The sequence below is a fragment of the Gemmatimonadota bacterium genome, from assembly GCA_016719105.1.
Classification (GTDB): Bacteria; Gemmatimonadota; Gemmatimonadetes; order Gemmatimonadales; family Gemmatimonadaceae; genus SCN-70-22.
The window spans coordinates 275661-288646 of record JADKAQ010000003.1 but is presented as its reverse complement, the minus strand read 5'-3'; the positions used below and the strand labels follow the sequence as shown (position 1 = coordinate 288646).

The window sequence follows — 12986 nt, the reverse complement described above, 5'->3', positions numbered from 1 at the left end:
CCTCCTAGCGGGCCCGTGCCGGACCCGTGTCCCCATCAACGCCCGCGCCGAATAGTGCGAGCACGCCCGACGCCAGCGAGCGATCGGTGACCCCGACCACGGCCGTCGCCTCTCGGCCGACGGCGTTGCCTAACACCTCCGCCGAGGGCCCCTCGATGATCCGAATGCGTCGCGCCTCGAGGAGCGGCACGACCTTGTCCAACGAATGCCGCGAGGCATCAGGGGCGACGACCGCGACCGCCAGCAGTCCCTTCTTCGCCGCCTCACGCACTCGCTCCACCCCAACCACTGCGCCGCGTCCGCGAACGCCGAGCCCGAGCAACCCGAGCAATCGTCGCTGCGTGGACGCGTCCATTCCTCCTGGTGCTTTCGGCTCCACGCGAGGCGGACGCGTCAACCGATCACGCCCCCGCCGAGCCGTCGCCGCTTCCGTCGTCGTCGGTCGTGAGCTCGTTCAAGATCCCCATGATACGATCGGCCTCCTCCGGCGCGATGCCGGGGAGTCTCAGGAAATCTTCGCGCTCGAGATCGATGATGTCGTTCAAGGTACGGTATCCGCCCTCTTCGAGGATGGCCACCGTCGCCGGCGGCATCCCCCCGAGTTCGGAGAGCTTCACATCGGCCGCGTCCTGCTCCTCGGGAAGCGGGGCGAAGATCGGCCCTTCGCTACGCTCCAGCCACTCGCGGCTCGAGTACAGGTCGATCTTCCAGCCCGTCAATTCGGAGGCGAGACGCACGTTCTGGCCGTTCCGCCCGATGGCCAGCGAGAGCTGGTCTTCGTCGACGACCGCCTGGATCGCCTTCCCCTCGGGATCCGAGAAGACGCGCGCGACCTTGGCCGGGGCGAGGGCGAGCTTGGCGAAACGCTCGGGATCGGCCGACCAGGGGACGATGTCGATACGCTCACCGCTCAACTCGTTCACGACGGCCTGAACGCGCGCCCCCTTGAGGCCCACGCAGGCGCCCACCGGATCGATAGAGTCGTCGCGCGACCACACGGCGATCTTGGTGCGGCTCCCGACTTCTCGCGCGGCGGCACGGATCTCGACGATCCCCTGCTGAATCTCCGGGACCTCGAGCTTGAAGAGCGCCTTCACGAAGAGCGGGTCGGCGCGGCTCAGGATGAGGCGCGGCCCCTTGGGCGTTTCTTCGACACGCTTGAGGACCGCGCGGATCGGATCGCCCTGATGGTAGTGATCGCGATGGTTCTGCTCGCGGTAGGGCATGATCGCCTCCGCTTCGCGGAACTTGTTGAGCATGATCACGAGCTTGCCGCGCTCGATCTGCTGCACCTCGCCCGACAGAAGCTCGCCGACGCGATTGGCGAACTCGTCGCGGATCTTGGTGCGCTCGCCCTCACGGACGCGCTGAATGATGCGCTGCTTGGCCGCCTGCACCGCGCTTCGCCCGAACTCGGCGAAGTCGACCGGGATCTCCATCACGTCGCCGACCTGGAATTCCGGGTCTTCGAACTGCGCCTCTTCGAGCGAAGTTTCGCGCGACGGATCGGTGACCTCGGCGACGACGGTCTTGAGGAGGACGATGCGAATCGCCCCCTTCTTCTCGTCGATCTCCACCTCGGCCTGCACGTTGGCGCCATGCTTCTTGGCGAGGGCGGCGTGAATGCCGTCCTGCAACAATCCATGCAACTCCGTCGTGTCCAACCCCTTGAGGTTGGACAGTTCGCGAATTGCGGTGAGAATCTCTGCGGTCCCGGTCATTCGATGACCCTCTACTTGTTCCAGACGAACACGAGTCGTGCCTCTTTGACGTCCGCCAGCGGCACCCGATGGTCCACACCACGCTGGTCCCGCAGGTGCGCGACTTCGGCCCCCTCGGTCCCATCCAACCCCACGATCTCTCCCTCGATGCGCCCACCCACTGCAGCGCTCGAGACCGACGCCCGGCGCCCCGTGAAGCGGCGCCAGTCCGCGGCATGCCGCAGCGGGCGTTCGACACCCGGTGACGACACTTCCAACACGTACTGATCGCCCACTGTCCCAGCGGCGTCGAGCTTGGGCTCGAGTGCACGCGACACGTGAGCGCAGTCCTCAATCGTCACCTTGGTCCCGTCGCGTCGATCGATGCGAACATCGAGCAACGGGCGACGCGCCGTTCCACCACGCCGGAACTCGACCAGATCGAACCCCAGCGCCTCAACCTCTTGCCGCACGAAGTCTTCCAGCGCTTCTAGCATGTCTCGTCAAAAAAACCGGCCCAAGAACAAAAAAATGCGGGGGAACCCTCCCCCACATTTCCGGATCACGGGTGCCTGCCCCGCGAAGCAAGGTGAATGTACGGCCCGAACCGGAGGAGGTCAACCGGACGGACAGGAGTCACGCCCGAACGATCACCCCGATCTGACGGCCGTCATCGCCGCAACGGTGCGAATAGAATCGTTCGTTGTGGCACCGCGTACACCAGGCGCTGATGGAGATCTCGGTGACCCCGGCGGCCCGGACATCATCGGCGATGAGTGCGCGCAGATCGACCGGCGTGGGACGCGGCACCGTGCGACCGGTCAACTGCCCGTACACATCGGGCGACACCTCGTAGCAGTCACCACAGATCGAGGGGCCGCAATGCACCGACAGCTCGCTCGCGCGCAGGCCGGCGGCGACGAGCCGCTGCACGGCGCGCCCGCTGATGTTGGCCAAGGTTCCGCGCCACCCGGAGTGGACGATGCCGATCGCCCCACCGGGATGGGCGATGAAGACCGGGACGCAGTCGGCGACGGTCACCGCCAGCGCCGTCCCGGGCGTCAGCGCCACGTGACCATCCGCGGAGGGGGCACGCAGCCACCCGCTCCACCCCGTCTCGTGCTGGAGCACGGTATCGCCGTGCACCTGGTGCGCCATCGCCAGACGCGTCGCCCGAGGGGCCAGTTCGTCGAGGAGCGTCAGCCACCGACCGAAGACATCGGCCGCCGGCTCCCGGGACTGCAACGCGAAGTCGCCCCGATCGCGCGTGGTCGTGAAGGCGATGGCCCCCAGCGCGTCGAAGCCGGGCACGGGCTCCAGGTCGGGGCGCCCATGCGCCGCCCCCGGCGGCCCGATGTGCCCGACGACGGTCACGCCCGCGCGGGGACGCGGGTGATGCGCGCGCCTAACGCGTTCAGGCGTTCGTCGATCCGTTCGTACCCCCGCTCGATCTGCGAGGCGTTGTTGATCGTGCTGGTTCCCTCGGCACACATCGCCGCCAGCAGCATCGCCATGCCGGCCCGGATGTCCGGCGATTCCACCCGCGCCGCGCGCAACTTGCACGGGCCCGAGACCAGCGCGCGATGCGGGTCACACAGGACGATGCGCGCCCCCATCGCGATGAGCTTGTCGACGAAGAACATGCGCGACTCGAACATCTTCTCGAACATCAACACCAACCCCTCGCACTGCGTGGCCGTGACGATGGCGATCGACATCACGTCGGCGGGGAACGCCGGCCACGGCTGATCCTCGAGCTTCGGGACGTGGCCGCCGAGGTCGGACTTGATGACGCGCGACTGCTCGGCGGGGATGATGAGATCGTCCCCTTCCACCTCGCAGTGAATGCCGAGGCGCTCGAACCCCATGCGCGTCGAGCGCAGGTGTTCGACGCCGGCGCGCGTGACGCGCAGCGTGGAGCGCGTGACCGCTGCCAACCCGATGAACGAGCCGACTTCAATGTGATCGGGCCCGATACGATGGGTCGCGCCGTGCAGCGTGGCCGGGCCGTGCACCGTCATCGTGTTGGTCCCGATCCCCTCGACGCGCGCCCCCATGGCCACGAGGAAGTTGGCGAGGTCCTGCACATGCGGTTCCGACGCCGCGTTGCGGAGCACCGTCGTCCCCTCGGCGTAGACCGCGGCCATGAGGGCGTTCTCAGTGGCGGTGACGCTCGGCTCATCCAGGAAGACGTCGGCCCCACGCAGCTTGGCGGCGCGGAACTCGAAGCGGTCGGTCGCCGAGACGGTGGCCCCCATCTGCTCGAAGGCCAGGAAGTGCGTGTCGACGCGGCGGCGACCGATCACGTCGCCACCGGGCGGGGGGAGTACCACGTGCCCACAACGGGCGAGGAGCGGCCCGGCGAGCAGGATCGATGCCCGAATCTTGGCGCAGAGGTCGGGATCGAGTTCGTCGGTGCGAATCTCCTTGGCCTCGATCACGAGCGTGTTCCGCCCCCGCCACTCCGCGTTCGCCCCGACCGCCTGCAACAGCTGCACGAGCGTCTCGGTGTCACGGATGCGCGGCACGTTCTCGAGCGTCACCTCGTGCTCGGTAAGGAGTGCAGCGGCGATGATCGGGAGGGCGGCGTTCTTGTTGCCGGATGGTTCGATGCTGCCGGAGAGGCGGTGACCGCCCTCCACGATGTACTGCACAGAAGACATTCGCGTCGTCGTTGGGGTGAACGAATAATGCCCGTAGCCGACGGGCATCTTCAAGCCGTCGCTTGACTTCGCTTTTTTCCACGTGGTACGATGCGAGGGGGCCTGCTGCCACCCGGTTCCCACTTCCCTGACCTGCGCGGTGCCCATGTCTTCCCTGGCGCCCTCGATCTTCCTGCTGCTGCAAGCGGCTGCCGACTCCGTGGGAACGCGGATCGTGGTCGAGCACTCGTGGCTCGACACCGCCGCCAACGTCGGACAGAGCCTGGTGTCGTTCCTCGTGCTCGTGATGCTCGTGATGGGAGTTCTCCTCCTCTACGCGCTCAAGAAGACGATCGACGAACTCACCAAACTGATCCGCAGCGCATACGAACCGTTGCGGACCGCCATCGCCGAGGCGCGCGAGGTCACGGGAGAGGTGCGCGCGATGGCCAAGGGGCTCAAAGCCCCGGTCGAGCGCGCGAGCGAGACGATCGACGAGGCCAGCGATCGGTTCCGCGCCGTCATGGACGTGACCGAGGGGCGACTCGCGCGCCTGGACGAACTGGTGAACATCGTGCAGGAGGAAGCGGAGGGGGCGGTGCTGGGTGCCGCCTCGCTCATGCGCGGCGTGCGGGCCGGTGGCCAGGCGGTGCGCCGCTCGTTAGGGCTCGCGCGCCGCGACGAGGCTTCGCGTCGGCGCGGTCGGGGCACGGGCGATGAGGAGGACGAGGCGGACGAGGCGGACGAGGGCGACGAGCTCGACGACGCGACGGACGAACTCGAGTCGGGGACCGAGGTCGAGGCTGAGGGCGCTGATGAGGAGGGCGCCGAGGACGATGCTCCCGCCACGCGCGAGCACGAGGAGGAGGCCGACGAGGAACCCACAGAAGCGCCCCGCATCCGAGCGCGTTCCGGCGCCCGCACTGGAACGAGCCGTTAGGCACCGCATGCACGCCCGCCGGCTCGCCCCAATTCTCATGTGCCTCGGGGCGCTCGCGCTGGTCGTCCTCTTCCCGACCACCGCCCACGCCTGGACGCCGGGCACGCACGTCTACCTTGGCGAGGCGCTGCTGCGGGCGCTGCACCTCCTCCCTGCCCCCATCGCCGAGCTGCTGCGCGCCTTTCCGTACGACTTCCTCTACGGATCGATCGCCGCCGACACGAGCATCGCCAAGAAGTACGCGGCGGCGGGCCGGCACTGCCACTCCTGGATGGTGGGCTTCGAGATCCTCGACCGGGCGCGCGACGAGCCCCTGCGAGCGTTTTCGCTGGGCTATCTCGCGCACCTCGCGGCCGACGTGGTGGCGCACAACTACTTCGTCCCGCGCCAGCTCGCGGTCACGTCGAGCACCGCCGCGCTGGGGCACAGTTACTGGGAGAACCGTTTCGAGACGCACCTCGGGGAACGCTTTGCGCGCCGGGCGCGCGAGCTCATCCTGCTCGACCACACGCGCAGTGACGGGCACCTCGATCGCATCCTGAGCCCGACCATCTTCAGCACGCCGACCAATCGGCGGATCTTTCGCGGCATGGTGCGCGTCACCGACATGGAGTCGTGGCAACGCATCTTTCAGCTGGCGAGCGAGCACTCGCGCTGGGACCTCCCCAACGACCAGGTCGGGGCGTATCTCACGCGCTCGTTCGACTACGTGGTCGACCTGCTGAACCGCATGGACGCGGCCGAGCCCTACGCCTTCGACCCATCGGGTGACCTGCGGTTGCGGCTGGCGAAGCGGGTGCGTCGCGAGTCGCTGCGCCTCGGCGGCGAGGACCGCCTGATCGAGGACGCGGACCGGCACTTCGGCATGCCCGCGTCGTCGTTGCGTCACGCCGCGCGGCTTGCGACCCCGCTCTTCCCCGAGCCGCTTCCCGACGTACTGGGGGCGCCGGCAGGATCGCCGGCCTCGCCATCGCCCGCTACGTCGCCAACTTTGCCGCCAGCAGCTGGTTGACCTTGCGCGGGTCGGCGCGCCCGCCCGACCGCTTCATGACGGCGCCAACGAGGACGCCGAGCAACTTCTTCTCGCCAGCCGCCAGTCGTTGCACCTCGTCGGGATGCGCGGCCCAGACTTCCTCGACCCACGCCGCCAGCGCGCCATCGTCGCTCACCTGTAGCAGGCCCTCACGCTCGGCGATCCCCTTCGGGGCGCCGCCCTCCAGCGCCATCAGCGCGAAGATCTTCTTGGCGGCGCTGTTGGACACCGTCCCGTCCCGCACGAGGGTGAGCAGCGCGGCCAGGTCGCCCGCCGAGACCCGGAAGGTCTCGATGGTGAGGCCGGCACTATTGAGGTAGGCCAGCACCTCGCCCATGACCCAGTTGGCCGCGACCTTGCCGTCGCCCAGCGCCACCGCGACCGCCTCGTAGTAGTCGGCGATGGCCCGGTTGGCGGTGAGGACGCCCGCGTCGTACGCCGGGACCCCGAATCGGTCGACGAGGCGGGCCCGCGCGCCGCCGGGAGTTCGGGGAGCGCGGCGCGTGCTTCCGCGATGCGAGCCGGCGACAGCACGAGCGGCGGGAGGTCGGGTTCCGGGAAGTACCGATAGTCGTGACTCCCCTCCTTGCTCCTGGCGGGACGCACCTCGTGCTTGCCGGCGTCCCAGAGCAGCGTCTGCTGCACGACGCGCTCGCCCGACTCGACCAAGGCCACCTGTCGCTCGAACTCGGCGGCGATGGCGCGTTCGACTCCCGAGAACGAGTTCATGTTCTTGATCTCGGTCTTGGTGCCTAACGCAGTCTCGCCATGCCGGCGGATGCTGACGTTGGCGTCGACGCGCAGGCTCCCTTCTTCCATGTTGGCATCGGAGACCTCGGTATACTCGAGGATCTCCTTGAGTCGCGTGCAGTACTCGCGCGCCTCGGCCGGCGTGCGCATGTCCGGTTCGGAGACGATCTCGACGAGCGGTGTCCCGGCACGATTGAGGTCGATGGCGGAGACGGACGGAAAGCGATCGTGGACCGACTTTCCGGCGTCCTCCTCCATGTGGGCACGCGTGACGCCGATGACACGCGGCGTCCCATCGTCGCCCGTGCCGATCGCCAGGCGTCCTCCCGTGGCGATCGGCTGGTCGAACTGCGAGATCTGGTAGCCCTTGGGGAGGTCGGGATAGAAATAGTTCTTGCGGGCGAAGACCGACACCGGGTGCACGGTGCACTCCAGCGCCAGCGCGGCGCGCACCGCCAGCTGCACCGCGTGCGCGTTGAGCACCGGGAGCGCGCCAGGCAGGGCCAGGCAGACCGGACAGGTGTTGGCATTGGGCGCGGCCCCGAACTGCGTAGGGCACGAACAGAAGATCTTGGTGCGCGTCTTGAGCTGGACGTGCACCTCCAGCCCGACAACGAGCTCATAGGTGGGGTGATTCATCGGACCCCACCCACGCCAAGGGCGCGCTCGATGGCATAGGCGACGCCGAGCATGGTCGCTTCGCCGAAATGCGGTGCCATGAGTTGTGCGCCGACCGGGAGCCCATCGACGAAGCCTGCGGGCACCGACATCGCGGGGACGCCGGCGAGGTTCGCGGTGACGGTGAAGATGTCGCTCATGTACATCTCGTACGGGTCGCTCACGGCCCCAATCGGGAATGCCGGCGTGGGCGTGGTTGGCGTGAGGAGCGCGTGGACGCCGCTGGCGAAGACGGCGGTAAAGTCGCCGGCGATGAGCCGCCGGACCTCCATCGCCTTGCGATAGTAGGCGTCGTAGTACCCGGCCGAGAGCACGTATGTCCCCAGCAGGATGCGGCGCGTGACCTCGGCGCCGAAGCCGCGCGATCGGGTGGCCTCGTACATCCCGCGCAGGCCGTCTCCCGTCAGGCGCAATCCATAGCGCGCCCCGTCGAAGCGGGCCAGGTTGGACGACGCCTCGGCAGGGGCGATGATGTAGTACGCCGGAATGGCGAGCGCGGTATGGGGGAGCGAGACATCGCGCACCTCGGCCCCGGCCTCGCGCAACGCCTCGACCGCGCGATCGCACACCGCCCGCACCCGCGGGTCGAGCGACTCGGGGAAGTACTCCGCCGGACGCCCGATGACCAGGCCACGCATCGAGTGGCCGGCGCTGGCGCGATAGTCCGGTACGGGAAGGTCGACGCTGGTCGCGTCGTTGACGTCCACTCCGGCAATCGCCTGCAGTCCGAGCGCGGCATCGTCCACCGTGCGACCGAAGACGCCGACGTGGTCGAGCGAGCTGGCGAAGGCGACGAGCCCGAAGCGGCTCACGCGTCCGTAGGTCGGCTTGATGCCGGTGATGCCGCAGAAGGCGGCGGGCTGCCGCACCGAGCCGCCGGTTTCCGAGCCTAACGCGACGGGGACGAGCCCGGCCGCCACCGCGGCCGCCGAGCCGCCGGACGAGCCGCCGGGGACGCGGTCAGGGGCAATCGGATTGCGCGTGGGGCCACAGGCCGAGTGCTCGGTGGACGACCCCATGGCGAATTCATCCATGTTGGTCTTGGCCACGATCACCGCTCCGGCCTGGCGCAGGCGACGGGCCGCGGTCGACTCGTACGGCGAGACGTACCCCTCGAGGATGCGCGAGCCGCAGGTGGTCGGGAGATGCTCGGTCGCGAGGTTGTCCTTGAGCGCGACGGGGACGCCGGCCAGCGAGCCGACCGGCACGCCGCTCGTGACGCATGCGTCGATCGACTCGGCGGCGGCGCGCGACCACTCGCGATCGTGCCAGAGCACGATGTTGAGCCCGTCGCGCCCGGCGTTCACCTCGCCGGCGCGGGCGAACGACGCATCGGTGGCGGCCAGCGCCGACGCGTCGCCGGCGGCGACCCGGTCGCGCAAGATGGAGGCCGCCAGGCGCAACAGGTCGCCGCTCATGACTCCTCCGCCGCGTCCTCGTGCGTCGCGAGGCGGGGGACGAGGAAGAAGCCCTCGCGCATCTCGGGAGCGAAGGCCTCGCGCGGACGCGTCAGCGGGACGGAGGGCCCCTCGTCCGGGCGCAGCGGCATCCCCTCCCCTTCCCCCCGCGCGTGCAGGTCGATGGCCGACGTGTCGACGCCCGCCAGGACGTCCATGTGCGCGAGGATGCCGTTCAGTTCCGTCGCGAGGAGGGCGACACGATCGGGCTCGAGCCCCAGCCGCGCGAGGGCGGCGATGTGCCGCACGTCATCGTTGGTGACCGACATCTACTCCACCCCCCGTTCGAGTCCTGCGTACGCCACCACCAGGCGCTTGCGCCCGACGGATTCGTCATCGAAGTCGATCGTGACCTTGGCATCCCGTCCCGTGCCCGACAGCTCGGCAATGGTTCCGTCACCGAACTTGGCGTGCTTCACCCGGACGCCGGGGGCAAACAGCGGCGCGTCCTGCGACTCCTCCTCCACCGGCACGTCGCGCGGCGTCGGGCGCGACACCGGCGTTCCGGGGCGCCGCTCGGAGGGCGTCGGGCGATCACCGAACCAGTCGTCGCGCGGCCCGGTCTCGCCAAAGCGGCGACCCGACTCGCCGAAGCGCGAGCCGCTGTCGCCGAACTTCGCGCCGCCGTAGTTGCCGTCCACATCCCCAAACCGCCCGCTGCCGCGCAGTCGTACGGTGGCCCGCGACTTCAGCAGCTCCTTGGGGAGGTCGCGCACGAAGCTCGAGGGGATGGAGTTCATCATCTCCCCGTTGCGCCGCCGACTGCGTGCGTGCGTGATGAACAGGACCTCCTCGGCGCGCGTGATCCCCACATAGAAGAGGCGACGCTCCTCCTCGAGCAGCGCCGGCTCCTCGCGCGACCGGGCGAGCGGGAAGAGCCCTTCCTCCAGGCCGGTGATGAAGACGACCGGGAACTCCAGCCCCTTCGCGTTATGCAGCGTCATGAGGACGACGGCATCGGCGTTGGGATCGAGGGCGTCGACACCGGCCACGAGCGTGGCGCGTTGCAGGAAGTGATCGAGCGGCGTGAGCCCCACCTCGCCACCGTCGTCGATCACCGTCTCCGCGGCCGACGTGAGGAGTTCGCGCACGTTCTCCATGCGCTCGGGGGCGTCGGGGCCTTCGGCCTTGAGATAGTCGGCATAACGAATCGCCTCGACCAGCTCGCGCAGCACCTCATCGACGGGCGATTCCTTCGCGAGTTCGCGCAGGCGCAGGATCAGCTTGGCGAAGTCGGCGAGCGCGGTACGCGCGGCCGGGCGCATCGTCCCCACCATCTCGGGATCGGTGGCAGCAGCCAGGAGTGAGCAGCGCCCCTGGTACGCCCTCTCGGCGAGCGTTTCCACCGAGGTGTCCCCGACGCCGCGCCGAGGGACGGCGATGGCGCGACGGAAGGCCTCGTCGTCGTTGGGATTGGCGACGAGCTTGAGGTACGACATCAGGTCGCGGATCTCGCGCCGGTCGTAGAAGCGCACCGACCCGATGAGACGATACGGAATCCCGTGGCGGCGCAACCCCTCTTCCATCGCGCGGCTCTGGGCGTTGGTGCGATAGAGGATCGCGAAGTCCTTGAGCGGGCGCCCGCGGGCGCTGAAGCGACTCCCCTGAATCTCCTCGATCACGAAGTCCGTCTCGTCGCGCTCGTCGAGCGCGGCCACGACCGACACGGGATCGCCCGCCGGGCGCGTCGAGCGCAGCGTCTTGCCGCGCCGCTCGGTGTTGGCCGAGATCGCGGCGTTGGCGAGGGCGAGGATCTGCGGCGTGGAGCGGTAGTTGTCCTCGAGGCGCACGACGTGCGCCTTGGGGAAGTCCTGCTCGAAATCGAGGATGTTGCGGATGTCGGCGCCGCGCCAGCCATAGATGGACTGGTCGTCGTCGCCCACCACGGCCACGTTGCCGTGCGCGCCGCCTAACAACGCGATGAAGCGATACTGGGCGCGGTTGGTGTCCTGGTATTCGTCCACCAGGATGTAGGTGAAGCGCTTGCGATACTGCTCGAGCAGTGCCGGCTGCTGTTCGAGGACCTGCACGGGAAGGGTGAGCAGGTCGTCGAACGAGACCGCGTTGGCCTGGCGCATGGCCGGCTCGAGATTGCGATAGACGTCGGCGACGACCTTGCTGTGCGCATCCATCGCCAGGCGCGCGTACTCGTCAGGCGAGACAAGCGCATTCTTGGCGTCGGAGATGGAGGCGAGGACCGACTGCGGCGTGCGCTCCTTGGTGTTGAGCTTGAGCCGCTCCATCACGCGCTTCACGACCGCGACCGAGTCGTCCTCGTCGTAGATCGTGAAGGCCGGGGTGCGTCCCACCAGGTGCGCCTGCGCTCGCACGAGCCTCGCGCCGATCGCATGGAAGGTCCCGACCCACATGCCGGCGGGTGCGGTACCGAGGAGTCGCGCGATCCGCTCGCGCATCTCCCCGGCGGCCTTGTTGGTGAAGGTGACGGCGAGAATCTGGCGCGGGTCGACGCCGTGATGCTCGATCAGGTGGGCGATGCGCGTCGTGAGGACGCGGGTCTTGCCGGAACCGGCGCCCGCCAGGACGAGGACAGGTCCCTCGACCGTGAGCACCGCTTCGCGCTGGGCGGGATTCAATCCCGCGATCATCTTGTCCGTTGGGACGAGCGACGACGTCATGCGGGCAAGATAATCTGGAAGACCGCCCCCCGTTCGGTCGGCAGCAACGTCAGCGTCCCGCCGTGCGATTCCTCCACGATGCGGCGCGTGAGCGCCAACCCCAGCCCCCAGCCGTGCTGCTTGGTGGAGAAGCCGGGCTCGAAGATGCGCTTGCGCAGCTCACGCGGGATGCCCGGGCCATCGTCGGCGACCATGAGTTGGATCGCCTCCGGCGTGCGTTTCACGCCGATGCGCACGCGTCCACCGTTGCCGGCCAGCGCATCGATGGAGTTCTTGATCAGCGCTTCGAGCACCCACTCGACGAGGACCGGGTCGCCCTGCGCGATGAGGGGTCCCTCGTGGATGTACGTCTCGATGGTCACCGCGTGGGCGAGCGAGGGGACGCGGGCGCGGAAGTAGTCGGAGACGCGCTGAACGATCTTCCCCACGTCGACGGCCTCACGATTCGGCGGGCGGCCGATGCGCTCGAAGCGATGCGCCACCCGTTCGAGCCGTTCGAGATCGCCCTGCATGTGTTCGAGCGCGCGCGTGGTGAGTTGATCGGCCTCGCGCTCCCGCAGGAGCTCGATCCATCCGCTCAGCGACGATAGCGGCGTCCCCAACTGATGCGCCGATTCGCGCGCCATCCCGGCCCACACCCGCTCGCGGTCGGCGTGCGCCCGCGTGCGGAAGATGTACAACGCCGCGAGCAGGACGATGCCGAGCATCCCCGCCTGCAGGATCGGCACGACGCGGAGCTCCTTCACCAGTGGCGTGTGCCCGAAGTGCACCGTACCGACGTTGGGCTCGCTCACCGGCTCGTTCTCTTCGTCGAGCTTGCCGATCCACTCCGTGAGTCGCGGATCGTCAGGCTTGAACGCCGAGTCGGCGCCGAGGAACGGGAGGTTGGCGGCGGCGGTTGGGCGGCCGGCCGGATCGGTGACGATGACGGGCACGCCGGAACGCCGGATGTGCTCCGAGAGGTCGAAGAGCGCGCCGATCGGATTGCTCCCCGTGTCGGTGAGCGCGCGATAGACCTGCGCGTACATCTGCCCTTCGCGCCCGGCCTCCGCGCGCAGGCGGGAGACGACGCGTTGGGAGAAGAGGACGTACGACCCCAGGAGGAGCGCCACGACCACGCCGACGACGACCGTGGCGCGGCGCCGCATCC

Annotated in this window: 11 protein-coding genes and 1 pseudogene; 2 read left to right on the top strand and 10 right to left on the bottom strand. The window is 68.8% G+C overall.

What is annotated here, in order from left to right; all coding sequences use genetic code 11:
• Positions 1–4: 4 nt before the first annotated feature.
• The 5 genes from IPN47_08030 to murA form a co-directional block, all read right to left on the bottom strand.
• Positions 5–355, bottom strand: coding sequence for a ribosomal L7Ae/L30e/S12e/Gadd45 family protein (locus IPN47_08030; protein ID MBK9407988.1), 351 nt, complete (start codon positions 353–355; stop codon positions 5–7).
• A gap of 46 nt (positions 356–401) precedes the next feature.
• Complete coding sequence (gene nusA, locus IPN47_08025) at positions 402–1721, bottom strand: transcription termination factor NusA (protein ID MBK9407987.1); 1320 nt, start codon at positions 1719–1721, stop codon at positions 402–404.
• Between the two features lie 11 nt (positions 1722–1732).
• Positions 1733–2197: a ribosome maturation factor RimP gene (locus IPN47_08020; GenBank protein MBK9407986.1), complete on the bottom strand. Its 465-nt coding sequence runs from the start codon at positions 2195–2197 to the stop codon at positions 1733–1735.
• A 139-nt stretch (positions 2198–2336) separates the two neighbouring features.
• The gene (locus IPN47_08015) at positions 2337–3074 is read right to left on the bottom strand and encodes a polyphenol oxidase family protein (GenBank protein ID MBK9407985.1); all 738 of its coding nucleotides are present in this window, start codon (positions 3072–3074) and stop codon (positions 2337–2339) included.
• Positions 3071–4363, bottom strand: coding sequence for a UDP-N-acetylglucosamine 1-carboxyvinyltransferase (gene murA / locus IPN47_08010; GenBank protein MBK9407984.1), 1293 nt, complete (start codon positions 4361–4363; stop codon positions 3071–3073). The genes IPN47_08015 and murA overlap by 4 nt, the downstream gene beginning before the upstream one ends.
• 145 nt (positions 4364–4508) lie before the next feature.
• Between murA and IPN47_08005 the strand changes: the two genes are divergently transcribed.
• Both IPN47_08005 and IPN47_08000 read left to right on the top strand, forming a co-directional pair.
• Positions 4509–5282, top strand: a complete 774-nt coding sequence (locus IPN47_08005) for a hypothetical protein (protein MBK9407983.1) — start codon at positions 4509–4511, stop codon at positions 5280–5282.
• Between the two features lie 7 nt (positions 5283–5289).
• Positions 5290–6294 (top strand): zinc dependent phospholipase C family protein, encoded by a 1005-nt coding sequence (locus IPN47_08000; protein MBK9407982.1) that lies wholly within the window; start codon positions 5290–5292, stop codon positions 6292–6294.
• Here IPN47_08000 and gatB read toward each other — a convergent pair.
• From gatB to IPN47_07975, 5 genes and pseudogenes are all read right to left on the bottom strand, one after another.
• Positions 6260–7704 (bottom strand): annotated as a pseudogene (gatB, locus tag IPN47_07995) (Asp-tRNA(Asn)/Glu-tRNA(Gln) amidotransferase subunit GatB). The gene IPN47_08000 and the pseudogene gatB sit on opposite strands and share 35 nt — an antisense overlap.
• The gene (gene gatA / locus IPN47_07990; GenBank protein ID MBK9407981.1) at positions 7701–9161 is read right to left on the bottom strand and encodes an Asp-tRNA(Asn)/Glu-tRNA(Gln) amidotransferase subunit GatA; all 1461 of its coding nucleotides are present in this window, start codon (positions 9159–9161) and stop codon (positions 7701–7703) included. Before gatA ends, gatB begins: the two are co-directional and overlap by 4 nt.
• Positions 9158–9469: an aspartyl/glutamyl-tRNA amidotransferase subunit C gene (locus IPN47_07985; protein ID MBK9407980.1), complete on the bottom strand. Its 312-nt coding sequence runs from the start codon at positions 9467–9469 to the stop codon at positions 9158–9160. The genes gatA and IPN47_07985 overlap by 4 nt, the downstream gene beginning before the upstream one ends.
• A complete protein-coding gene (locus IPN47_07980) occupies positions 9470–11836 on the bottom strand; it encodes a UvrD-helicase domain-containing protein (protein ID MBK9407979.1) in 2367 nt (788 codons plus the stop codon).
• Positions 11833–12984, bottom strand: coding sequence for a HAMP domain-containing histidine kinase (locus IPN47_07975; GenBank protein MBK9407978.1), 1152 nt, complete (start codon positions 12982–12984; stop codon positions 11833–11835). The genes IPN47_07980 and IPN47_07975 overlap by 4 nt, the downstream gene beginning before the upstream one ends.
• Positions 12985–12986: the final 2 nt, after the last annotated feature.